Source organism: Micromonospora sp. NPDC051196, from assembly GCF_040682415.1.
GTDB lineage: Bacteria > Actinomycetota > Actinomycetes > Mycobacteriales > Micromonosporaceae > Micromonospora.
The window spans coordinates 78679-102725 of record NZ_JBFBAY010000015.1 but is presented as its reverse complement, the minus strand read 5'-3'; the positions used below and the strand labels follow the sequence as shown (position 1 = coordinate 102725).

Below are 24047 nucleotides of genomic sequence, written 5' to 3'. Positions count from 1 at the left end.
GCCGGGGAGCGGCGTAACGCAAAGACTTGCTCGAAGCGTCCCGGCTGAGCACCACCCACCAACTACCGCCGGCTGACGCTCGGCCGACTCAACCGGCTCAACCCATAACCTGCCTGCTCTGACGTACCGACTGAAGGGGACGTGATGAACCTGCTGCTGATCGGTATGTCGCGGTTCGCCCGGCGGCGGGTGCTGCCGGCCGTGGCCGCGCTGGACGAGGTGACCACGCTGCACGTTGCCAGCGCGCACGCCGACCCGGACGAGCCGGTGCCGAAGGCGGGCCGGCGGTACCGGGACTGGCGGACGGCGCTGGGTGACACCGATCCTGGCCTGGTCTACGTCTCGTCGGTCAACAGCGACCACGCGGAGGCCATCCGGTACGCGCTGGACCACGGACACCACGTCGTGGTCGACAAGCCGGCGCTGCCCGACCGGGCCACGGCCGCGGAGGTCGTGGCCCGCGCCCGGTCGGCTGGACTGGTGGTCGCGGAGGCCACCTGCTACTCGTACCATCCGATGTTCGCCGAGGTCGGCCCGGCCGGCCTGGGTGCGGAACTGACCCAGGCGGTGGCCGTCTTCACCCCGCCGGTACCGGCCGGCGATTTCCGCCACGACCGCCACCGCGGCGGCGGCGCCCTGCTCGACACCGGCCCCTACCTCGCATCGCTGGGCCGTGTCCTGTGGGGACTGGAACCCGACGACGTACATGTCGTCGTGGGCGATCGCACCCCCGACGGACTGGAGCTCTCGTACGGCGCCCTGGCGAGATATCCGGGCGGACGCACGCTGGTGGGGCAGTTCGGCTTCACCACCACATACCGCAATTCGCTGCAGCTGCTCGGTCCGGGCCTTTCCGTCGACATCGAGCGACCGTTCTCCGCCCCGCCGGACATGGCCCCCGAGATCCGGGTCAATACCCGGGGGGAACAGGCCGTCCGGCGGGTGGAGCCGGCCGACAGCCTGCGGATCTTCCTCACCGAGGTGCTCCGCGCGGTACGCGACGGGTCACGGGAATTCGACGCTCCGCTGCTCAGCGACGCCCGTACCCGAGATCGCCTGACCCGGGCCGCCGCAGTGCGGAACCGGCGGGCCTGATGGCCCGCGTCGTTCGTCGCGGCGACGACGGAAAACGCCACCCGCGCGGCGGGTGGCGTTTCCGCTTACGGGCGGGCGTCAGACCTGGGCGCGCGTCTCCGCCGACTCGGCGGTCGCGTCGCCGTCGGCTGCGGCGTCGGGCGTCTCGCCCGTCGGCGGGAATCGGCGCAGCACCGTGACAGCCACGATCGCCAGCAACGTCGCGACCACCGCGGAAATCCCCGCGACACTCTGCAACGCCGTGGTGAAGGCCTCACGCGCGGCGTCGAGCAGGGCCGCGCCGGCGGCGCCTGGAAGTTCGGCCACCGCGGCTACCGCGCCGGTGATGTTCTCCTCGGCCGTCTCGGCCGTACCCTCCGGCACGCCGGCCGGCACATCCAGCAGGCCACGGTAGACGCTGGTGCCGATGGTGCCGATCACCGCGATGCCCAGCGCAACACCGAGTTCGCCGCTCGTCTCCGAGACCGACGACGCCGAGCCCGCCCGCTCCGGCGGCACCGAGCTGACCACGAGACCGGTGGAGAGCGATGCGAAACCGCCGGCGCCCAGCGACACGATCGCGATGGCGACGATCGGCAGTGCCAACGAACCCGTCGTCTGCACCTGGGTCATCAGCAGGAAGCCGGCCACCGCCCCGAGCAGGCTGATGGCGATGACCACGCCGGGGCGGATCTTCTGCGCCAGCGTCGGCGCGGTCATCGAGCCCGCCACCAGCGCCACCGCCGAGATCACCATCCAGAGTCCGGTCTCCAGCGGCGTGAGGCCGCGCACCGACTGCAGGAACAGCGTGAAGAACAGCGACATGCCGGCCATCATCATCGAGCCGACAAGCATGATCGTGAGGGCTCCGGTGAAGGCGTGATGCCTGAAGAGCTTCAGGTCGAGCAGGGGATCGCTCTGGGTCTTCTGCCGCCGCAGGAACAGAAAGCCGAGGACCAGCCCGGCCACCAGGCTGAGGGCGGGCAGGGCCTCCCACCCGTTGCGTGCCAGTTCCTTGAGGCCGTAGATGATCGGCAGCATCGTGCCGAGTGACAGCACCACACTGACCAGGTCGATCCTGCCGCCCTCGGGGCTGCGGTACTCCGGCAGCAGCATCGGCCCGGCCACTATGATCATCAGCATCACCGGCACGTTGATGAGGAAGACCGAGCCCCACCAGAAGCTGGTCAGCATGGCGCCGCCGACCACCGGGCCGATTGCCGCGCCGCCCATGAAACAGCCGATGAAGACCGCGATGGCCAGGCCCATCTGCTTGGGGTCGCGGAACATGTTGCTGATCAGGGCGAGCGCCGACGGCATTATGGTGGCCCCGGCGACACCCATCAGAGCCCGCGCGAGGATCAGCATCTCGGGGCTGGTCGAGTATGCCGCGAGCACGGACATGAGCCCGAAGGCGGCCGCGCCGATGAGCAGGATCCGGCGCCGCCCGATCCGGTCGCCCAGACCACCCATGGTGATCAGGAAACCGGCGATCAGGAAGGCGTACACGTCGATGATCCAGAGTTGCTCGACGCCAGTGGCACCCAGGTCCGCGCTCAGTTGCGGAAGGGCCAGGAACAGCACGCTGGCATCCACGGACAGCAGCAGCGCGGGAAGGGCCAGCACCGCCAGCCCGATCCACTCGCGCCTCCCGGCCTTGGCGACCGGTGCGGTGTCGTCAGTGGGTTGCATCAGGTATCCCTCCTGGTCCATTCCGTTTACCGATGGACCCCGAGTACATGGTCTCCGACAGGGAGCCAGATTATCGAGGTCGATGTTCGTTGGTTCTCCGAGGTTGCTCAGTGGTGAGCACATTGGTCGGACATCCGACCCACCGGTTGCGACACACCACGCACCGCCTTCCCGACTGGTTGCGATCTACCACTGTTTGGCATAAGGTGTGCCGGTTGTAAAACGCAATCAGATTGAGGTTCAGAATGCACGAGTTCACGCCGCAGACCGCTGAAGGAAAGGTGCTCTGGCACTTCTCCATGTCCCTCGACGGGTTCGTCGCCGGGCCGAACCACTCAATGGACTGGATGGAAGGTCTGTCGGACACGCCGGGAATCATCGATCCGTACATCGATACCCTCGGCGCCGTGCTCGGCGGCCGGGACGGCTATGACATGTACGGCGACACCAAGCCTTACGGCATGTGGGATGGGCCGGTCTTCGTCCTCACCCACCACCCCGAGGACGCCACGCCATCGCCGAACATCACGTTCCTGAGCTGCGACGTCGCCGAGGCGTTGCGGATCGCCGTGAAGGCCGCCAACGGGAAGAACGTCGAGGTGCACTCCGCCTCGATCGGCCAGCAGCTGCTCCAGCTCGGCCTCATCGACGAGATCGACCTGCACATCGCGCCGGTGCTGCTCGGCGACGGGATCCGGCTGTACGACAACCCCGGCGGTAGCCCCATCCGGCTGCGCGCGATGCTGCAGGACGACCCGCTGGCCGAGCTCAACGTCCGCTACCGGCCGATCCGCTGACCGTAAGCGCCCGCATCCGACATCCCGCTCCTGGCCGTCCGGCGCAGCTGGCCGATATCGCCAGCCTCACGGGTGGGATCCGTTCTGTTGTTGTGCGAGTTCACGCAGTCGCGTCTCGACAGCCGGCGGCAGCGCGCTGACGACCCTGATCGGGGCAACGTCGGAATCCGGTAGCCGTTCGGCGGCGAAACGGCGTACGTCCTCGGCCAGATCCGCCGCCTGTGGGTGGTTCAGGTAGCGCGCCGCCGGCTCGAGCGGCTCCCGCACCTCGTAGAGGTCGGTCAGCGGTTCTTCCGCCGCAGTGCCGAGAAAGACCGCGTCCATCTCGTCGGGGCGCGCCGATGCCGTCACCACGACCTTGCGGCCGAGTTGCTCCGCAAGCAGATGCAGATCCTCCGGCAGCCAGCCCCAGGCGTCCTGCGGCACGACCGGCTCGGCGCGCTCGATGGTGGCCGCCGCGGCGACGAGTCCGGTCAGGGCACGATTCGGGATTCCGGTCACCCGCAGGTCCGCACCCGCCCGCTCCTCGAGCAGACGAGCGAGGCCCGTGAGGTCGGCGCGGTCGGTCAGATCGGAAAACGCCAGCCGCGGCACACCGGCGAGCGAGCGAACCCGCGCCGGTGCCTTGTGCAGCACCGCGTCGAACCGGAAGCTGGTCAGCTCGTTCACCGCGGAACTGCGCTTGAGCTGAATGTCGACGCCCGCGACGTCCGGCAGTTCCCGCGCGGTGGCGACGAAATACTCCGGGGAGAGCAGCATCCACTGCTGGGTCATGGCCGCCTCGCGTACGCGGTCGCGGATCTCGGCCGGCGCGGCCGACGGGTCCCGCGTGCGCTGCACCTCGGTGAGGAACTGCGGCAGCAGGGTCAGGTTCTTGTTGTCGCCGATGAACAGCCGGCCGCCCGGCGCCAGCACCCGCAGGGCCTGCTCGATGAACCGGCGCAGATACCCCGGCCCCGGGAAGTGCATGGTCACCGAATTGAGGATCACCGTGTCGAAGTACGCCTCGGGGAACCGGTCGGTCTGGACGGCCTCGGCCGCCCGCAGGTGCACCCGGCTCGCCCAGGGTACGTTCGCCTTCCTCAGCCGGGCCCGCAGCTTCGCGATGGTGACCGGCGAGAAGTCGGTGGCCCGGTACTCGACGCAGTCGGGGGCCAGGTGCCAGAGCAGTAGTCCCGACCCGACGCCGACCTCGAGCACCCGCGACGGCTTGAGGGCACGGATTCGTCGGACGGTGGCGCCGCGCCACTGCTCCATCTGGTCGGTCGGGATCAGCTCGCCGGTGTAGCTACTGGTCCAGCCGCTGAAGTCGGACGTGTGCCCGGCCGCCTCGGAGTCGGCGGAGTAGAGGTCGTCGTAGAGTTGGCGCCAGTGCGTGACGAACTCGGTCTGGCGTTCCTCGGCCGGGATCACGTATGTCACCCCGTCGCTCACCACCGCACGCTCCACCTGAGGATGCGTGGCGAGGACGTTCTCGATGGCGGTCATCTCGCACTCCCCCTAGGCGTTCGCGTGCGCGGCCAGGGCCCGCAGGTCGACCTTGCCGTTCTTGGTGATCGGGAAGGCCTCGATGAAGGACCACAGCTCGGGCACAGCCCATGCCGGCAGCGTCTGACCGACCCAGGCCCGCAGCTCGGCCGGCGACGGGGCCGGCCCTTCGGGGATGACCCCGGCGATGAGTCGCTGGTCGGCGACCTTGCCCTCGCCGACGACCACCGCGTCGCGTACCTGCGGGTGCTCGCGCAGCCGGCGCGCCACCGCCTCGGGCTCCACGCGGAATCCACGTACCTTGAGTTGTTGGTCGAGCCGGCCGACGAACATGAGGCGGCCGCGGCCGTCCCAACGCACCAGGTCCCCGGTGCGGTAGAGGCGCTCACCGGTGTCCGGCGCCGTGGCGCCGAACGCGCGGGCCGTCTCCTCCGGCTGGTCGACGTAGCCGTCGGCGAGCGCGATGCCGCCGACGCAGAGCTCGCCGATCGCGCCGGGGGGCACCGGACGGCCCTCGTCGAGCACGAACAACCGGGTGCCCGTCAAGGGCCCGCCGATCGGCAGCGGGTCGCTCACCTCGGCCGGCGAGTCGAAGTGGTGGATGGTGGTGAACGTGGTGCACTCGGTCGGGCCGTAGGCGAGGCTGATCCGCAGTCCCTCGTAGCGTTCCAGCACCCGGCGCACCTGCTGCGGCGGCGTGACCTCGCCACCGGTGATCACCTGGCGCATGTGCGCGAACGCCTCGGGCCGGTGGTCGGCCATGAGCCGGAACAGGCCGGTGGTCAGGAACGCGACGGTCACCCCACGGTCGATCATGAACCGAGCCAGCTCGGTCGGGGCGACCGGCCCGTCCGGGAGGACCTGCAGGCTGGCGCCGGACAGCAGTGAGGCGAAGATCTCGAAGGTGGAGCCGTCGAACGCCAGGGGTGAAACGCGCAGGAACCGCTCGCCCGGGCCCTTCCGCGCATAGTCGGTGTCGCGGACCAGACGCATGATCGCCCGGTGCGGCGCCGGGACGCCCTTGGGCTGCCCACTGGAGCCGGAGGTGAAGGCGATGTACGCGATGCGGCCCGGGTCGGCCGGCGCCGGCTCAGGTCCGGGCTCCAGCGGCATCGCCGGCGTCCACGGCTCGACCAGCGGCCGACCGGCCAGCTCAGCCACCTCGGGCGAGCCGATGACGGCCACGGGCGAGACCTGGCGCAGGATCTGGGCGAGCCAGTCAGGGGGCGCGGCCTGGTCGACCGCCACGTACGTCCCGCCCCGGTGCAGCACCGCCAGCACGGCCACCACCTCGGCGACGCCGCGCGGCACGGCCAGCACGACGCGGTCGCCCGGGCGGACGTCGGTCAGGGCGGCGGCCTGGGTACGCACGGCGGCCAGCAGTTCGTCGTACGTGAGGTCCTCGACCGCCACCTCGTCCGGGAACGTCTCGGCGGTCTCCTCGAAGAGTTGCCACAGTCCCGCCTCGCAGTCGGTGGCCTTCCCGTCGGATCGCGCCTTGAGCCACCGCCGCTGCTCCGCCGACATGGTCCACACCGACGACACCGGTGCGTCCAGGTCCGCGACCAGTTCTTCCAGTGCCGCGGTGAAGCTGTCGATCAGCGCGAGCGCCTCGTCGGGCCGGAAGACGGCCGGCTGGTACTCCAACTGCAACGACGGCCGATCGCCCCAGTTGGTGAGGAACAGCGTGGTCTCCATCATCGACGATCCGCCGAATCCCTCGTGCAGCCGCAGATCCAGCCCGCTCGCGCGCAGCCGGTCGCCCACCAACTCGTCGTGGGCCTCGAAAACGGCCTCGATGATCGGCGTGCGGTCGCGGACCTCATCCTGCCCGAGCGCGCGGATGATCTCCTCGAACGGCAGCTCGGAGCGCCCGGTCGCGGCTGACCAGGACGCGGCCCAGGCCCGCAACTGATCGGCGACCGTGCGGGTCTCGTCGATCCGGAACCGGACCGGCACGATACGGACGCACAGTCCGAGCACGTCGTGCAGCTGGGTGGCCTCGCGTCCGGACATCGCGACGCCGATGGCCAGGTCGCGCAACCCGGCCCGCCGTCCCACGGCCATCGCCCAGGCGCTGCACACCACGACGGTGTGCGGCACGCCGAGCTGCCGCGCGGTCGCCTCGACGCGGTCACGCAGCTCGGCGCTGAGCCCGAACGGCAGGTGCACGCCGATGACGTTGGGGACCTCGGGGCGCTTGCGGTCGACGGGCAGCGGCACGGTCTCGGGCAGCCCTGCGAGGTCGTCCACGGCGACCCGGGTCAGCTCGGCCAGTCGGCCGTTCTCGCTGATCTCGCGGTGCCAGGCCGCGATCAGCTCGGGCGAGGGGCCGGGCTCGGCCACTCCGGTGGCGTACGTGTGGGCGAACACGTGCCAGAACCGGCCCAGCGCCCACCCGTCCATCAGTGCGTGGTGGAACAGGACGGTCAGCAGATCGTTCCCGCCTTCGACGCGGGTGTGCACGAACAGGATCGGCGGCTCGTCGAACGGGCGCAACAGCCCCGGCGCGGCCGACAGCTGGCTGTGGACGATGGCCACCGGGTCGCCGCCGGACGGCGGGACCAGTCGTTGTTCGAGCAGCCGTGGTTCCCAGCTGGGCAGCACCTGCCGCCTGAAGTCGTGGCCCGGTGATCCCGACACGTACCCGCCCTGGGAGGACGCGAGGGCCTCGCGCTCGGCACGTTCCGTGCTGCCGCTGGCGAACACGGTGCGCAGTGCCTCGTTGCTGCGGGTCAGCGCGGCCAGGGTCGCCCGTAGCCGCTCCGGGTCGAAGGGTGTGGCGCTCTCCGCCGTGAAGATCACCCGTACCGGTCGGCCCTCGATCATGTCCTCGGCCAGGAGCATGCCGGCCTGGCCGGTGAGCAGCGGCCGGTCCACCGCATTACTCACGTCACCGGCGGAGACCGGCCGGTATTCGGTCGCCTGGGCCATGGCCTGCGCGAGCGGCACGGCTCCGCGCAGGGCACGCAACGGCGGTGCGACGCCGAGCCGGCGCTCCACCCGGGCCGCGAAGTCGGCCGCCCGCAGCGAGGTGCCGCCGAGGTCGATGAAGGAGTCGGTGTCGGCGCGCTCCTCGACCGTCTCGATCGCACACGCGAGCACCTCCGCCGCCAGCTGTGTCCACTCCTTGCGATCGACGCCGTCGGTGCCGACTGGTGCGCGGTCGAGCTCGTTCGTGGTCATCGCCACCCCCACAGGTCTCGCCATCTCTGTCGACGCACCCATGCTTCTCGCTTCCCGAAAAGGCATGCATCTCCCGCCTTGCTGATCCGCTGTGGTGGTCGGTGCTCGGCCGTAGGACGTCGTCCGACCAGCGAGCCATCGACTGCGGGGGCATGGGGAGGCACCGTCGCGTCCGTCTCCGCCGTCCTGGCGGCGACGATCGAGGCTTGCTCCCGAAGACCGCATTTCCTGAAGGCCGGAAATGTCCGCACGATCGAAGATGACCACTTGACGCACCGGTTGGGACACTGAGCCCCATGAGCCTCTCCATCGCCTGGCAGGACGGTGTCGTCGAGGCGGTCGACCAGTGTGCGCTGCCGCATGAGTACCGTCTGCTGCGGCTTTCCACGCCAGGCGAAGTGATCGATGCCATTCAGCGCCTGGCCATCCGTGGCGCCCCGGCCATCGGGGTCGCCGGTGCGCTCGCGGTGGCGATGTCGGCGAGGGCGCACACCCGCGACGGTGTCTGCGACGAGGCCGCTGTGCGCGCCGACGCTCAGCGGATAGCCGATGCCCGGCCGACCGCCGTAAACCTGAGCTGGGCGGTGCGCCGGGTGGTCGGCAAGCTCAGCGGTGGCGCCGACGCCGTGCTGGCCGAGGCGTACGACATTCTCACCGAGGACGAGAAGCGTAACCGCGCGGCCGCCGACGAGGCGGCCGACCTCGTTCAGCGGTTGTGTGGGCGGAGACCGTTGCGACTGTTGACCCACTGCAACACCGGGCGCCTCGCCACCGTGGCCTGGGGCACCGCGCTGGGCGCCATCCGGGTGCTTGCCGGGAATGGCCACGTGACCGAGGTGTTGTTCGGCGAGACCCGGCCGCTGTTGCAGGGTGCGCGGCTCACCGCGTGGGAACTGGCCGAAGCGGGCATCCCGCACCGGATGCTGGTCGACTCGGCCGGGCCGGCCGCGCTGGCCTCCGGCATGGTGGACTGCGTTCTGGTCGGAGCGGACCGGGTGTGCGCCAACGGCGACGTGGCCAACAAGATCGGCACGTACTCGCTCGCACTGGCTGCACATCGAGCCGGCGTGCCCTTCATCGTCGTCGCTCCCGAGTCGACCCTGGACCTGTCATTGGCCAGCGGCGCGGACATCCTGATCGAGGAGCGGTCCGCCGCTGAGGTCACCGCATTCGGGGGAGTGGAGGTCGCTCCGGCCGGCACCGAGGTGTTCAACCCCGCGTTCGACGTCACGCCGGCGGAGCTGATCACCGCCGTGGTCACCGAATCCGGTCTCTTCGGCCCGCTGCGGACAACACTGTTGACGTCGACGGTGAGTGAGCGAGCCTCATGACCCGGTCCATCGACGCCGCGGGTATCGCCCTGGCCGAGACCGCCGCCGCGCTCTACGCACGCGGGTGGATGGAGGGCACAGCCGGCAACATCTCGATCCGGTTGCCGGGTGGCGAAACCGCGTTGATCACCGCGAGTGGCGTCAGCAAGGGCTCGATCACCGCCGCCGACGTGGTCGAGGTCGACATCGCCAACGCACGCCCGGTGCACGACGGTGCGCCACGCCCGTCGGCCGAGACCACCATCCACACAGCGTTGTACCGGTTGGCGGACGATTCCCACGCCGTCGTTCACGCACATCCGCCGTACGCCACCGCGACCGCGATCCTGGCGGCCCAGCGCGGCGTCGACACGGTCACGTTCACCGACCTGGAGATCATCAAAGGGCTCGGCCTGTCTGATCCGTCCAAGGTGGTCGTACCGGTCTTCGACAACCACGCTCATGTGCCCCTGATCGCCGACGACGTCCTCGATCGCATCGCTGCGGATGCGCCACCTGTGATGCTGATCGGCAATCACGGGGCGACCACCTGGGGGCCGACGCTGGACATCGCACGCAATCGCATGGAATGCCTGGAGGCGATGTGTCAGCTCATGATGCTGGTCGCCCGCTCATGACGTGCCATCAGTGAGAAGGAGAATCAGATGACCCTGCTTCAGGTCATGCCGAAGGACGACGGCACGGACGTGTTGCTGCGCACCGAGGACATCACCGAGATCGCCGCCGAGCTCGCGCCGCACGGCATCCGACTCGAGCGTTGGGCGACCGTCCCGCTGGCCGGTGACGCCGGGCAGGAGGAAGTGCTCGCCGCCTACGCCTCCGAGGTGGAGCGGCTCTCGGCGGAAGGTCCGTACCCGCTCGTCGACGTGGTCCGATTGGTGCCGAACGACGCCGACCCGCAGTGGCCGGCCAAGGCGGAAGCGGCGAGGACGAAATTTCTCAGCGAGCACACTCATGACGAGGACGAGATCCGGTTCTTCGTCGAGGGCGCCGGCTGCTTCTACCTCCACCTCGGTGACAAGGTCTACGCCGTGGTCTGCACCGCCGGCGACCTGATGTCGGTGCCGGCGGGCACGACGCACTGGTTCGACATGGGCACCCGGCCGCATTTCTGCGCCATCCGGTTCTTCCAGGAGGAGGACGGCTGGGTGGCTGAGTTCACCGGCTCGGAGATCGCGTCTCGGATGCCGACGCTCGACGAACTGCTCGCTCCCGCACCCACCTCATGAGCAGTGCGGTCGTCCTCGACATCGAGGGTACGGTCAGCCCGCTGTCGGCCGTGCACGACGTGCTGTTCCCCTACGCCCGCGATCGGATCGAGAGCTGGGTACGGCAGGATCGTCCCGGCACCCGTGAGGTGATCGCCGACGTGCGGAGCATGCTCGGCGGCGAGTCCGGTGTGGACGACGTGGTGCGGGCGCTGCTCGGCTGGCACGACGAAAACGCGAAGCACAGCCCGCTCAAGACACTGCACGGGCTGATCTGGGAGCAGGGTTTTCTCGCCGGTGAGCTGGCCGGCGTGTTCTACCCGGACGTGCCGCTGGCGCTTGCCGAATGGCACCGGCTCGGCATGCGGTGCTGGATCTACTCCTCCGGTTCGGTGCTCGCCCAGCGGCTCTGGTTCTCCCGCAGCGACCAGGGTGACCTGCTCGGTTACCTGGCGGGGCATTTCGACACGCGCAACGGCGGTCCCAAGCAGGATCCGGCCTCGTACCGCCGGATCGCGGACGCCATCGGTACGGCCGCCGGCGACATCCTGTTCCTGTCCGACAGCCGGGCCGAGCTGGACGCCGCCGCAACAGCGGGCTGGCGGGCCGTGGGGGTGCGTCGGCCGGGCTGCGAGACCGAGTTCGGCGTCCATCCGGTGGTCACCGACTTCACCGAGCTCGGCGTGAGAACGGAGGTGGCCTGAGTGAGCGACGACGTGCTCGTACCCAAGTTCGCGGCCTTTCGCAGCACGATCTTCGCCGAGATGACCGCATTGGCGAACCGTCTCGGCGCGATCAACCTCGGTCAGGGCTTCCCGGACAGCGACGGGCCCTCCGAACTGCTCACGGCCGCCGCCGAAGCGGTGCTCGCCGGGCGCAATCAGTACCCGCCGCTGCCGGGTGTGCCCGAGCTTCGAGCCGCGATCGCCGAGCAGCGGTCGGCCGATTACGGCACGCCGTACGATCCCGACACCGAGATCCTCGTGACCGCGGGCGCGACCGAGGCGATCACCGCCGCGATCGCCGCTCTGGTTCCGGAGGGTGACGAGGTCCTGGTCTTCGAGCCGTACTACGACTCGTACAGTGCGGCGATCACGATGGCGGGAGCCCACCGGCGCACCGTCCGGCTGCGTCCGGAGCACGACCGGTTCACCTTCGATCCCGACGAGCTGGCCGCCGCGGTGACTCCACGCACGCGCGCCGTCCTGGTCAACACGCCACACAATCCGACCGGCACCGTGTTCTCGGCGAGCGAGCTGGCCCACATCGCCGCCCTCTGCCTGCGACACGACCTGATCGCCATCACCGACGAGGTCTACGAGCACCTGATCTTCGACGGCATCCGGCACATCCCACTGGCTTCGCTGCCGGGGATGGCCGAACGAACGCTCACCATCTCCTCGGCGGGCAAGACCTTCAACGTCACCGGCTGGAAGATCGGCTGGGTGTGCGGGCCCGCGCGGATGGTCGCCGCGGTGCGGACGGTGAAGCAGTACCTGACCTTCGCCGGTGGCACGCCGTTCCAGTACGCCGTCGCCGTGGCGCTGCCCGAACGGCACAGCTGGCTGAACGACCTCCGGGCACGCCTGTCGACGGCCCGGGACACGCTGCGGGACGCGCTCACCTCGTCCGGATGGCGGTGCTTCTCCTGCCAGGGAGGCTATTTCCTGCAGGCGGATGCCAGGTCGGTCGGCTATCTCGACGGCACCGCACTGTGCCAGGATCTCGCCACCAAAGCGGGGGTGGTCGCCATTCCCAGCTCGGCGTTCTACGCCGACGCCGAGGCCGGGCGGCACCTGGTTCGTTTCGCGTTCTGCAAGAAGCAAGCGGTGATCGACACCGCAGCCGAGCAGTTGACCACGTTCGCCGGCACCACACAGCAGGGGGAAGGAACAGCACCATGGAGGCAAGCACGCCAGTCGGCGTGATCGGTGGTAGCGGGCTGTACTCGCTGCTGGAGGACGCCGAGCAGGTCAGCGTCGACACTCCCTACGGGGAGCCGTCCGACAATCTGGTGCGCGGCACGGTCGGCGGCCGGGAGGTGATCTTCCTTCCCCGGCACGGTCAGGGCCACAAGCACCCGGCCCATGTCATCAACTACCGCGCCAACCTGTGGGCCTTGCGATCGCTCGGGGTACGCCAGGTGCTCGGCCCGTGCGCGGTCGGCTCGCTGCGCGCGGAGCTCGGACCTGGTTCGTTTGTCGTGCCCGACCAGGTGGTCGACCGCACCAGTGGGCGGGCGGCGACCTTCTTCGACACCGGGGCGGTGCACCTCAGCTTCGCGGACCCGTACTGCCCGGACGGGCGGGCCGCGGTCGTGAAGCACGCCGCCGACCTCGGTCAGCCCCTTGTGGACGGCGGGACCATGGTCGTGATCAACGGCCCACGCTTCTCCACCCGCGCCGAGTCGCAGTACTACGCTCGGCAGGGCTGGTCACTGATCAACATGACCGGGCTGCCGGAAGCGGCGCTGGCTCGCGAACTGGCCATGTGCTACACCTCGATCGCCCTCGTCACGGATCTCGACGCCGGCATCGACGAGGAGAGCGCGGTGGCACAGGACGAGGTCTTCCGCGTGTTCTCCGAGAACGTCAAGCGGTTGCGTGAACTGGTGCTGCGGACCGTCGCGGGCCTCGGCGAGCAGCGTGACTGCCGGTGCGCCCACGCGCACGACGGGCTCACCCTGCCCTTCGCCCTGCCCGGCTGAACCTGCCCCGTCGACAGAAGATCGTCCTGCGCCGCGAGATTTCGTGGCGCAGGACGATCTTCTGTCGTCACCTGCGTCGGGAATGGTCCTCGGTCAGTCCCACGGCATGGTCTTGGCGATGTCATTGCGGTACCTGATGCCTTGGAAGCTCACCTGGGCTATCGCCTCGTAGGCGTTGGCGGCCGCCTCGTCGAGCGTGGCACCGCGCCCGACCAGGTTGACACCTTTTCCGCCGTCGGTGACCAGTTGCCCGTCGGGCCGGGTGCGGACGGCTCCGTAAAAGACGAGGCAGCGGTCCCGGTCGACGGCGTCGAGCCCGGTGATGGGGTATCCCCGGCCGAACGCGCCGTACGGCCAGCCGGGGTAGGACTTTCCGGGCTCCGTGGTCGGCCCCTGCGAGGCCACGACGTTGACGAAGCACTCGTCGGTGATGGTCAGCGGTGGTTGCCGATCGAGCCGACCGTCCAGGATGGAAGTCGCCACCTCGGTGAAGTTCGTGACGATCCGGGGCAACACCACTTCGGCTTCCGGGTCACCCATGCGGGCGTTGATCTCGATCAGGTAGAGCTGGTCTCCGACGAGCATGCAGCCGACGTAGATGACTCCGGTGTAGTTGAGCCCTTCAGCGTTGATCGCGGCCAGCAGCGGCCGCATCATCTGGCGTTCGAACCGGTCGATCTCTTCCGGAGTGTCGTCGGGGCTCGGTGAGAACGCGCCCATCCCGCCGCACATGACGCCGCGGTTGCCGTCGTCGGACCGGGGATAGTCCACCGCCATCGGCAGCATCAGGTGGTGTTCCCCGCCGACCACCGCGAAGTACAGCAGTTCACGGCCGACCAGCTTTTCCTCGATGATGATCGTCCTGCCGCCGGCGCCGAAGTCCTGGGAGACCATGAGCCGGTTGATCGCCTCGATCGCCTCGGCCTCGGTCTCGCAGATGAAGACGCCGTTTCCCTGGCACGATTCGTTGCCCTTCACGACGTGCGGGGCGTCGACCGAGCGGACGTATTCGATGGCGGCTTCCGGGTCCTCGAAATATTGGTACCCGGCGGTCGGGATACCGTATTTCAAGCACAGTTCCTTGGTGAACTTTTTGCTGGACTCAAGACGGGTCGCGGAGCGGTCCGGGCCGATGGTGGGGATCCCGGCGGCGCGCAGCGCGTCGACGAATCCCTCGGTCAACGACCTGGGGTGGGCGGGCATGGCCAGGTCGGCGCCGATCTCCTTGGCGTACTCCACCACCGGGCCGGGGTGGTAGATGTCCAGCCAGGGGGCCGAGATGATGCGATCGTCGGTGATCGCCGCGCAGCCGGGGGCGAGGTGCACGGTGACGTCCGGGTCGGTTCTCACGAACAGGTCCGCGAAGGCGTGCCCCCGGCCGGTGTAATCGATGATGAGCACGTTGCGCATAGAGGGCTCCCGCTTCGGCGACGGCTACGAGACTCGAGAGATCCGCGGCGAATGGTCATTCGCGAAATCGCGGTGCGGCTGACCGACGTGGTCGGTGACCGCCTGGGCGAACGCTTCGACGAGCGCTTCGACCTGGTCGGACCGATCGCCGGCGTACAGGCGCAGGAAGGGGGGCGCACCCTCGGCGAAGGCGTCCGCGGCGGACACCCGCGGGACCGAGAAACCGAAGCTGGCTCCCTTGGTCACCTGTACGCCCAGAACCCGCGCGTTCGCGAAGATCCGGTCGAACAGCACGTTCAGTTCGTCCTTGGTGTTGCGGGCCCGTTCGTGGAAGAGGAACGTCACGCAACCGCCCGCGTACGGCAGCCGTTCGGCGACCCGGACATCGGGATGGTCGGGGAGGCCGGGATAGAAGATGTCACCGGCCTCGGTGACCCGGCGGTCTTCACGCAGCAGCCTGGCGGCCCGTAGTGCGTTCGCGCCGATCCTCGTCATCCGCCGGCGGTAGGACGATCTCTCGTATCGCGGGAACAGGTCCGCGCCGTGCCGGTAGAGGATCAGCCCGGTGTTGCGGCGTTGCCGGTCGAAGGACTCGCGCAGTTCGCTCGGGTAGGCCACCATGCCGGCCATTCCCGCGTCCATGCCGAGTTGCAGATACTTCGAGCCGCTCTCGTAGTACAGCACTTCGACCTTGTCGTCGCTGTCGAGTAGTTCGGGTGGCAGGCCGCCGGAGAGCATCGTGCCGTCGATCACGACCGTGGTCCGTTCGAGGACCACCGACCGTAGCCCGGCCAGCAGGCCGGGCAGGTCGATCATCCGCTGCTCGGCGGTGTTGGCCAGCGGGTCCACGAAGAGGACCCGCGGCCGATAGAGCACGACATCGGCGATGATCTCGTCGACGCCGTACCCCGAGGCCCGCTCGACCCGTACGAACGGCAGAGTGGTCAACTGCTCGGACGCCTCGAAGTAGATGTACGGCGCCATTAGGACCAGGTCACCGTTGCGTAGCCGTTCCCGTAACAGGAAGGCCTCGACCAGGGTGTAGGCGGCGACACCCGACGAGGTGGCGCTGATGGAGTGTCTCTCCGACGACAGGCCGAGGATTCCGAGCAGTTGCGCCTCGACCCGACGCACCGGGTCGTGCTCGTATCGCTCGTAGTTGACGATTGGAGATCCCTGGGCCCGGAGATCGAAGAATTGCACGGCCAGGGACTGGTCGAAAGCGGCGGAACGCCACTCCAACGCACCTCGCACATAGGAGAGCGTGGCCAGCCCGAAGCGGAAGGCCAGCTCGCTTGCAGACAACTGACCCGCGTGGACCGTCGGTTGCGTCAGAAGCAGTTGCCGCTGTTCGGTGATGCGTTCGGTGGCCGCGTGGGCCGCAGCGACCAGGGCGGCGACGACCGGTTTGTCCACCGGGAGCAGGTTGCGCTCGCAATAGCCGACGAATTCGTCGATGTCGCGTCGCGCCGCCTGCAGATCCAACGCGCAGATGTCGAGTGCCTCCACCAGATCGCTGACCTGGTGGAGCGTGGCGGATCCGGTGGCGCCGTCGGCCCGGTCGGCCGGCACCGTGGTCGCCGGCGAGCCATCGGAGAAGACCGACTCGCCGCCGTCGCCGATCGCCGACCGAGTGTGCTCTGGCAACGTGCTCCTCCAACTCAGGCCGGCGGCTGTTCTGGCGAACGCCGCCCCACCGGACATCGTCGTGGCATCACTGATGCTACTTTGTGCCCGCACCGCGGGATCTTGTTCTAAATTGCTCATTTGCCGGCTCATGTCGATCTGCCCGGTAGGCATAGGAACACATGCCGCGGATCTTGAGCTACATTGACGGCGAGGGTTATATGGGCATTCCCATGGCTACCGAACCCGCAGGCACGACCTGGAATGCGGGAGCGCGGACACGAGAGCGGGTGACCTCTTGAGGCGCCGAGGGCAGAAGACCTCTCAGGCGCAGCCCATCCTGAATCGCTCGATGCTCCTGCTGTTGTTGGCGGCGTTCGGCGCCCTCACGAACTTCTTCCTGCTCCTGTCGGTGGTCCCCCTCTATGCCGGCGGGTCAGAGGCGGGCGACGTCGGTGCCGGGCTGTCCACCGGTGTGATGATGCTGTCCACGGTGCTGTTGGAGTTGGCCGCGCCGAAGTTGTTGGCGCGGTGGGGATACCGCACCGTGCTGGCGCTGGGGCTGCTTCTGCTGGCGCTGCCGTCGCTGTTGCTGACCGTCTCGCCGGCGGTGGAGCTGATCGTCGCGGTTTCGCTGGTACGGGGAGCCGGGTTCGGCGTCTTCGTGGTCGCCGGTGGCGCCCTCGTCGCCGAACTGGTTCCGGCCGAGCGTCGTGGCGAAGCCCTCGGGCTGTACGGGGTCATCTGCGCGATTCCGGCCATCGTGGGGTTGCCGGCCGGGGTGTGGCTCACCGCCCAGGTCGGATTCGCCACGATCTTCACGGTGACCACGGCGATCGGGCTCGTGGGGGTGCTCGCCGTCCTCTTCCTACCGGCCAAGGCCGGGCAGGTCGAGCAGGGGCCGAGGGTTTTCAAGGGAATGACCGGGGCCTTGGCTCGCCCGACGCTCATCTTCACCGCACTCGCGGTGGCGTCGGGCGTCTTCGCCACGTTCCTGCCGCTGGCGGTGTCGGAGGGGTCGCGTGGGCTGGCCGCACTGGCTCTGCTCGTCCAGTCGTGCGTGGTCGCGTTGGCGCGTTGGGCCGCCGGCTGGTTCGCCGATCGTCATGGTGCGTCCCGTCTGTTGATCCCGGCCGTGCTCTCGGCCGCCATCGGCACCTTCTGCGTGGTGTGGCTGGAGAGCCCGTTCGCGCTGATCGCGGGAATGGTGCTGTTCGGCATCGGTTTCGGCGTGGGGCAGAACGTGACGATGGTGATGCTCTTCGAGCGGGTAAAGAAGTCCGAGTTCGGGCGGGCGAGCGCACTGTGGAACTTCGCGTACGACGCGGGGCTCGGGATAGGTGCTGTGGGGTTCGGTTTCGTGGCCGATCTGCTGAGTTACCCGGTCGGCTTCGCGGTGACCGCGGCGGTGCTGCTGATCGCCGTCGTTCCGGCGGTACAGGACCGTGGACGTGCCTGGGCGTCCGTGGACAAATTGAGCACGCAGGAGGATGACACCCAGGTGAAGGCTTCCTAGCATCGCTGTCATGAACTTCACCAACGTGGATCCCCCGCATCTCGCCGATCCGGGGCTCTCCCAAGGTGCGCTGGTCACCGGCGCCCAGCGGCTGCTGTTCATCACCGGTCAGGCGCCGTTGACGAACGACGAAGCGGTGCCTGAGGGCTTCGAGGCCCAATGCCGGCTGGTATGGCGCAACGTCCTGGCGGTGCTGCACGAGGCCGGCATGTCGGTCGAGAACCTCGTGAAGGTCACCACCTACCTCGCCGATCGCTCGGATCGGGAGATGAACTCCAAGATCAGGCAAGAGGTGCTGGCGGGCCACCGGCCGGCTCTGGGGATCATCATCACCGGCTGCTGGGACGAGTCCTGGCTGCTGGAGATCGAGGCCATCGCGGCAGCCTGACGTTGCGACACTCGTGATCGGCAACTGAACTTCAACCAGTCGGCCCCGCCGAGTCGGCGTCCAATCGAGATGGACGCGGCTCGGCGGGGCCGAACTGCGCGGTAGGGGATCACCGCCGCTGCGCGCCGGCTCGGGCAGATCCGCGAAGATCAGCCGAACCGGCGGTCGCCCCGGCGAAGCGTCGCGGCGCTCAGGGCGCCGGTTTGATGTTCTGGTTGAGGTGGAACACGTTGTCCGGGTCGTACGCCTTCTTCACCTCGGCCAGGCGGGCCAGCTTCGCCGGTGGGTACGCGCGGCGAACCCCGTCCGTCCCGTCGTCACTGAGCATGTTGACGTAGACGCCGCTGGCGAACGGTTCGAGTGCCGCCGCCACCTGCTTCGTCACCGCGATCCGGTCGGCGTCCTCGGCAGGATCCGTCCACGGGGAGCGGACGCCGAATTCGAGTAGCGTCTGCCGGTGGCCGAATGCGGTCTCCTCGTCCGGGACGTCGGCGATCGCCCCGCCGTACGCCTCCAGCCAGCCGCCCGGCAGCCCCTCGCCGCTGCCGTCCTTCGCGCCTCTGGTCAGAAACGCCTCGATCGCCGCGTCCGGGAACGTCGCCAGGTAGTGGCACTTGGAGTACTGGCGCAGCCCGTGCCGGTCCGCCTCGTCGTCGATGGTCTGCAACTCGGGGTAGGTCAGTTCGGACACCCGCTCGCGCACCGGCCGACCGAGCCCACGTAGCTCCGGCACCAGGCCCTTGCCCTGGTCGGGTTCGCCGACCCAGACGTATCCGACGCTGACCTCCGCCCCCGAGACCGACGCCGTGAAAGTGGCCTGGCGCGGCGCCATGGCGCTGAGGTCCCGCCAGCCGCCGAGCACCGCCAGACCGGCGTCGAGCGGGAAGGTCAACTCCACCAGCAGCGCGCGCGGGTCGACCTCGTGCAGCCGAAACTCGAACTCGGTGACCACGCCGAAGTTCCCGCCACCGCCGCGCAGCCCCCAGTACAGCTCCGGGTGCTCGTTTCGGCTCGCCCGCACCACCTCACCGTCCGCGGTCACCACCTCGAACGACAGCACGTTGTCGCAGGCCAGGCCGTACTGTCTGGCCAGCCAGCCCATGCCGCCACCGAGGGTGAACCCGCCGACGCCGGTGTGCGAGACGCTTCCGGTCGTGGTGGCCAGGCCGTGCGGCAGCGATCCGCGGTCCACCGCGCCGAGCATGGTGCCGCCCTTGACGACGGCGGTACGGCGCTCCGGGTCGACCTGGACTCCGTGCAGCGGCCGGAGATCGATGAGCAGAGCGTCGTCCGGCACGGCCGGCCCGAGTGCGGCGTGTCCGCCGCACCGCACGCCGATGCCCAGTCGGGCATCGCGCGCGTAGCGCACCGCGGCCACGACGTCACTCACGCTCGCACACTTGACGATCATGCGCGGCCGGTGGTCGACCATCCCATTCCAGGCCGCCCGAGCGTCGTCGTAGTCAGACTCACCCGGCCGGAGCACCCATCCGTCCAGTCCGTCAAAGAAATCACCCATGCTTGCTCCTGTCACTCGGCGATGGCTTCGGCGATGGCCTCAGCGAGGCCGTCCAGCTGATGCACGCGGTCTCCGACGGAGAGCCGGAGGAACCGCGGCTCGTCGTCGGGGACCGGCACGTACTTGTACTCCTCCTCGGTGGTGCTGACGCTCTGCGCCCACACCCTCGGAACCGAGTAGCCGAAGCTGACGCCCTTGGTCACCTGGGTGCCTCGTGTCCTGGCGCGCACCAGGATCCGGTCGACCACCGCGTCGAGATTGTCCCACTCGTTGCGTACGCGATCGTGGTACACGAATGTCACGATGCCGCTGCCGTAGGGCAGGTCGGTAGCCAGCCGACTGTCCGGATGGTGGGGCAGCGCCGGGTGGTACACCACACCGGCCGCGGTGACCCGGGGATCGGCGTGCAGAAGCCTGGCGAGCTGTTCGGCGTTGGCCCAGATCCGCCGCATTCTCCTGCGGTGCAACGGAATCTGATAGCGCGGGAACAGTTCGGCGTTGTGCCGGGCGAGCACCAGCCCGGTGTTGCGGCGCAGCATGTCCATCCGCTCGGCCAGCTCGATCGGGTACGCGACCAGGCCGGCGAGCGCGAAGTCCATGCCCAGCTGGAGATACTTGGTGCAGCTCTCGTAGTACACCAGTTCCAGCCGGTCGTCGGCGGCGAACAGCTCCGGCTGCAACGACGCGCCGGTCATCGTGCCGTCCACGACCACGGTGCAGCGTTCGGTCAGCACCTCACGCAGCCGCCGGAACAGCTCGGGCAGGTCGAGGATCCGCTGGCGCACGTTGTTCGCCAGGGGGTCGACGAAGATGGCCTTCGGGCGAAGCCGGACGACGTCGGCGATGATCTCCTCGACGGCGTACCCGCTCGCCCGCTCGGCCCGGATGTCAGGCAGCGCGTGGAGTTGCTGCGCCGTCTCGTAGTAGATGTACGGCGCCAGTAGCACGGTGTCGCCGGCGCGGAGCCGGTCCCGCAGCAGGAACGCCTCGATCCAGGTGTACGCGGCCATGCCGGACGAGGTGACCCCGACACCCCAACGGTCCGGTGGGAGGTCGAGCAGCTCGACCAGTTGTCGCTCGACTCTGAGCACCGAGGTGTGTGTGCCGTTGCGGTCGTAGTGGATCGTCGGCCATGACTCGGCCTGGGTGCCGAAGAACTGCACCTGTGCGGACTGCCCGTAGGACTTCGCCGTCCAGTCGAGCGAGTGTCGTACGTAGGCCAGCGTCGCCAACCCGAACCGCAGGATCGACTCGCTCGCACTCAGCAGGTCCGCCGCGTTCGGGGTGGAGGCCGCGAGCAGGGCCCGCTGCTGCCGGGTCAACCGCATGCCGACCTGGTGTGTCGCGGCGATCAGCTGGGCGAGCACCGGCTCGTCCACCGGTAGGTCGTTGCGCGTGCAGTAGGTCGCGTACTCCTCGATCTCGCGACGTGCGGCACGCAGTTGGAAAAGGCACCCGTCGAACTGCTCGCTGAGGTCGCTTACCTGCTCAGGCAGCACCTCACCGAGCGGGGCGCCGGCGCCGAAACGCGGTGCCGCCACGTTGTCCGTCGTCACGCCGGCACCGTGGTCCCCGCCCGTCATGCCGTCATGCCAGGCGATGGAGCGCGTCATGGGCCCCATCGTCGCAACCGGCCGGCGCGGCGAGCATCTTCGAACGTGCGGGTGTTCGAACATCCATCTTGGAAAATGCGGACTTTGCGAGCAGGCCTCGCCCGCAAACCCGATCCGGGCCTACGTTGTGGAGGATCGTCCGCGGTACCGAGGAGTCTCCATGACCGTCACGCCGTTTTCTGAGGCGCAGTCCTTCCGGCCGACGGTGTTCGACACCGAGGAGTGGCTCGACGCCTGGACACGCGCGACGATCGAGCGGCGGCGGATCATCGATCCCGGTCGGGCGCCGCGTTACCTCCTGGAAGATTCGCCGTTCTGGCATGGCCTCGAGAACGACACCGGCAGCGGGGTCGTCTGGGACCGGCCGGTGCTCACGATCGGCACGATCTACTCCGTCTACGGTCCGGCCTATCTGACCGGTGACGAGCAGGCCGTGGCCGCCCTGGTCGACGGAGCCCTCGAACAGGCGCGGGACCTGGGTGCGGCCGGTCTGCTGGTGCTCAACCTGCCACCCGAGCCGGCCCGCCAGTGGGCCGCCGTCCGGCCGCCGGACGTCTTCGCCCGCCTGGACACGGCCTACTACAAGAATCCGGGCAGCGGGCCGGATCCGGTGCTCGGCGAGGTCAAGACGAAGAAGCGGACCGACTGGCGGCGGCGGTGGCGGCGGGCGACCGAGAAGGGTGTCAAGCTCGTCGAGGAGACGGGGCCCGAAGCGGTGGCGCAGATCGACCGGCTGCTCGAGCTGACCAACGGCTCGGCGGTCAAGCACGGCTGGCCGGCGTTGTACGACCACGCCACGCTGGAGGCGGTGCTGTCCACGCCGTACGCCAGCCTGGTCCGGGCCGAGTGGGAGGACCAGACGATCGGTGCGGCCGTCGCGCTGGAGCACGACCGCAAGCTCTACCTCTGGTGCGCCGGCACCGACGCCACCGTGTACAGCGAGGTCAGCCCGTATCCGTTCATGCTGTACGAACTCCTCGCCCAAGGCGTGGACCGAGGCTGGGACATCATCGAGTTCGGCCGGGGCAACGACACGTTCAAGAAAGAGCACGGTTTCAGTGGCATCCACCTCTGGGGTCTGTGGTACGCGACCGACCCGGGTGACGTCGAGATCTACCGCCCGAGGTTGACGGCCGTGCACGAAGGCCTGCTGACCGTGGCGGGATACGAAGGGCTAGCGCAGCGGCCGTGACCACCGGCAAACGATCCGGGATAGCGGCGCTGCTGCTGTCCGCGGTGATGATGAACATCGCGTACACCATGCTGGTTCCGCTGGTGCCCGAGCTGACCGGGCGGTTCCAGATGTCCGCGCTGGAGGTGGCTGCGGCATTCAGCGGATTCGCCGTGGCCAAGGCGCTGACGCAGCCGATCGGCGGGATCCTGGTCGACCGCACACGGCGTCCGCAGCTGATGGGTTTCATCGGCATGACCATGACCGCGGCGGCCGTTCTTGGTCTGGCCTTCGCCGCCACCGGCTGGCAGGTGCTGGCCTGGCGGCTCGCATGGGGCGTGGCCGAGGGCCTCACGATGCCGGTGCTCTATCAACTGGCCAGCTCGTTGGGGGCCAGTTCGCGCTTCGGGACGGCGCGCGTGATGGGCTGGTTCGGTGGCTCCTGCACGGCCGGCATGGTGCTCGGCCCTGCCGTGGTCGGACTGCTGTACCCGGTGCTCGGCTTCACCGGGGTGTTCCTGGCCGGCGCGGTGGTGACCGCCGCCGGCGGAGTGCTGTTGCTCGGCTTGAGTGTCGACCGGGTGGAGGAGCCGCCGCCGGCTGCTGTTGCGGGAGAACGGTCGACCATTGCGGCGGTTCGTCCGCTGATCGTCCTGGTAGCCATCTTCGCGGTGGTCGATCTGGTCAACAACGCGCTGTTCGCGGCGTTGGAACCGGTGGTTCCCCTGCACCTTGACAAGGTCACGGGCAACGGGGTCGCCTACACGTCGGCGATCTACACGGCCGGCTTGGCGGTGTTCATGGTCGTCGCCCTGACCTGCGCCAAGGTGGTGGAGTCCCGGCCGCTGCTGGTGATCGCCGCATTCGCCTTCGGCGCCGAAGCGGTCGGTCTCGCCGCAGTGGGCCTGTTCGACGGCGTGGTGGCGATGGGTGCCGGGCTGTTGCTGTTCATGACGGCCCAGCCGGTGCTGTACCTGGTGGCTCGGCAAGGGGTGAATCTCGTGCCGCGGCATCTGCTCGGGCGGGCCTTCGGCGCCTTCGGACTGGTGTCCGACATCGGTTTCGTCGTGGGGCCTCTGCTGGGCGCTCTTGCCTACACCTGGCTCGGCATCTCCGCTTTCCTCGCCATGGCGGCCGTCGCCGCCGCAGCGGGATTGGGCGTCGTGCTCCTGCATGTTCTGCGCAGCGGGCTCGTCGTCGAGGAACGCGCAGGAAGTCTTGGCGGCGGCAGCAAGGTGCAGGCTGAGCGATGAGCGCCCGGATGAATTGCGAAGTGTACGCACATCGGATCATGCCGTCATACAGCAACATCAAAGATGGC

At 68.9% G+C, this 24047-nt stretch carries 19 protein-coding genes; 12 read left to right on the top strand and 7 right to left on the bottom strand.

Going from position 1 to position 24047, the window contains the following annotated elements:
- Positions 1-144: 144 nt before the first annotated feature.
- Entirely contained in the window at positions 145-1095 is a 951-nt protein-coding gene (locus AB0M35_RS24350) for a Gfo/Idh/MocA family oxidoreductase (protein WP_363748085.1), read from the top strand.
- Positions 1096-1173: 78 nt separating this feature from the next.
- On the opposite strand, the gene AB0M35_RS24345 is transcribed toward AB0M35_RS24350, so the two are convergent.
- Positions 1174-2766, bottom strand: coding sequence for an MFS transporter (locus AB0M35_RS24345; RefSeq protein WP_363748084.1), 1593 nt, complete (start codon positions 2764-2766; stop codon positions 1174-1176).
- A 245-nt stretch (positions 2767-3011) separates the two neighbouring features.
- On the opposite strand from AB0M35_RS24345, the gene AB0M35_RS24340 reads away from it, so the two are divergent.
- The gene (locus tag AB0M35_RS24340) at positions 3012-3563 is read left to right on the top strand and encodes a dihydrofolate reductase family protein (protein ID WP_363748083.1); all 552 of its coding nucleotides are present in this window, start codon (positions 3012-3014) and stop codon (positions 3561-3563) included.
- A gap of 66 nt (positions 3564-3629) precedes the next feature.
- Here the strand turns inward: AB0M35_RS24340 and AB0M35_RS24335 are convergent, their stop codons facing one another.
- Both AB0M35_RS24335 and AB0M35_RS24330 read right to left on the bottom strand, forming a co-directional pair.
- Complete coding sequence (locus AB0M35_RS24335) at positions 3630-5051, bottom strand: class I SAM-dependent methyltransferase (protein ID WP_363748082.1); 1422 nt, start codon at positions 5049-5051, stop codon at positions 3630-3632.
- A gap of 12 nt (positions 5052-5063) precedes the next feature.
- Entirely contained in the window at positions 5064-8237 is a 3174-nt protein-coding gene (locus AB0M35_RS24330) for an amino acid adenylation domain-containing protein (protein WP_363748081.1), read from the bottom strand.
- Positions 8238-8533: 296 nt separating this feature from the next.
- Between AB0M35_RS24330 and mtnA the strand changes: the two genes are divergently transcribed.
- Genes mtnA through AB0M35_RS24300 form a run of 6 tightly spaced genes read left to right on the top strand, consistent with a single transcriptional unit; the run spans position 8534 to position 13483 of the window.
- A complete protein-coding gene (gene mtnA, locus AB0M35_RS24325) occupies positions 8534-9568 on the top strand; it encodes an S-methyl-5-thioribose-1-phosphate isomerase (RefSeq protein ID WP_363748080.1) in 1035 nt (344 codons plus the stop codon).
- A complete protein-coding gene (gene mtnB / locus AB0M35_RS24320; protein WP_363748079.1) occupies positions 9565-10185 on the top strand; it encodes a methylthioribulose 1-phosphate dehydratase in 621 nt (206 codons plus the stop codon). Before mtnA ends, mtnB begins: the two co-directional genes overlap by 4 nt.
- Before the next feature lie 27 nt (positions 10186-10212).
- A complete protein-coding gene (locus AB0M35_RS24315; RefSeq protein WP_363748078.1) occupies positions 10213-10797 on the top strand; it encodes a cupin in 585 nt (194 codons plus the stop codon).
- A complete protein-coding gene (mtnC, locus tag AB0M35_RS24310; protein ID WP_363748077.1) occupies positions 10794-11480 on the top strand; it encodes an acireductone synthase in 687 nt (228 codons plus the stop codon). The genes AB0M35_RS24315 and mtnC overlap by 4 nt, the downstream gene beginning before the upstream one ends.
- Positions 11481-12704 carry a pyridoxal phosphate-dependent aminotransferase gene (locus AB0M35_RS24305; protein WP_363748076.1) on the top strand — a complete coding sequence of 408 codons (1224 nt, stop codon included), beginning with the start codon at positions 11481-11483 and terminating at the stop codon, positions 12702-12704.
- A complete protein-coding gene (locus AB0M35_RS24300; protein WP_363748074.1) occupies positions 12677-13483 on the top strand; it encodes an S-methyl-5'-thioadenosine phosphorylase in 807 nt (268 codons plus the stop codon). Before AB0M35_RS24305 ends, AB0M35_RS24300 begins: the two co-directional genes overlap by 28 nt.
- 93 nt (positions 13484-13576) lie before the next feature.
- Here the strand turns inward: AB0M35_RS24300 and purD are convergent, their stop codons facing one another.
- Together purD and AB0M35_RS24290 are read right to left on the bottom strand one after the other, a co-directional pair.
- A complete protein-coding gene (gene purD / locus AB0M35_RS24295; RefSeq protein ID WP_363748073.1) occupies positions 13577-14893 on the bottom strand; it encodes a phosphoribosylamine--glycine ligase in 1317 nt (438 codons plus the stop codon).
- A 24-nt stretch (positions 14894-14917) separates the two neighbouring features.
- Complete coding sequence (locus AB0M35_RS24290; protein WP_363748072.1) at positions 14918-16540, bottom strand: PLP-dependent transferase; 1623 nt, start codon at positions 16538-16540, stop codon at positions 14918-14920.
- A gap of 331 nt (positions 16541-16871) precedes the next feature.
- Here AB0M35_RS24290 and AB0M35_RS24285 point away from each other — a divergent pair, with 331 nt between their 5' ends.
- A complete protein-coding gene (locus AB0M35_RS24285) occupies positions 16872-18035 on the top strand; it encodes an MFS transporter (RefSeq protein WP_363748071.1) in 1164 nt (387 codons plus the stop codon).
- A 10-nt stretch (positions 18036-18045) separates the two neighbouring features.
- Positions 18046-18423 carry a RidA family protein gene (locus tag AB0M35_RS24280; RefSeq protein ID WP_363748070.1) on the top strand — a complete coding sequence of 126 codons (378 nt, stop codon included), beginning with the start codon at positions 18046-18048 and terminating at the stop codon, positions 18421-18423.
- Between the two features lie 190 nt (positions 18424-18613).
- Here the strand turns inward: AB0M35_RS24280 and AB0M35_RS24275 are convergent, their stop codons facing one another.
- The gene (locus AB0M35_RS24275; protein WP_363748069.1) at positions 18614-19942 is read right to left on the bottom strand and encodes an FAD-binding oxidoreductase; all 1329 of its coding nucleotides are present in this window, start codon (positions 19940-19942) and stop codon (positions 18614-18616) included.
- Positions 19943-19953: 11 nt separating this feature from the next.
- Positions 19954-21555, bottom strand: a complete 1602-nt coding sequence (locus tag AB0M35_RS24270) for a PLP-dependent transferase (protein ID WP_363748068.1) — start codon at positions 21553-21555, stop codon at positions 19954-19956.
- A gap of 160 nt (positions 21556-21715) precedes the next feature.
- Between AB0M35_RS24270 and AB0M35_RS24265 the strand changes: the two genes are divergently transcribed.
- Together AB0M35_RS24265 and AB0M35_RS24260 are read left to right on the top strand one after the other, a co-directional pair.
- Positions 21716-22747, top strand: coding sequence for a GNAT family N-acetyltransferase (locus AB0M35_RS24265; protein ID WP_363748067.1), 1032 nt, complete (start codon positions 21716-21718; stop codon positions 22745-22747).
- Positions 22744-23979 carry an MFS transporter gene (locus AB0M35_RS24260; RefSeq protein WP_363748066.1) on the top strand — a complete coding sequence of 412 codons (1236 nt, stop codon included), beginning with the start codon at positions 22744-22746 and terminating at the stop codon, positions 23977-23979. The genes AB0M35_RS24265 and AB0M35_RS24260 overlap by 4 nt, the downstream gene beginning before the upstream one ends.
- The last annotated feature ends 68 nt before the right edge of the window (positions 23980-24047 follow it).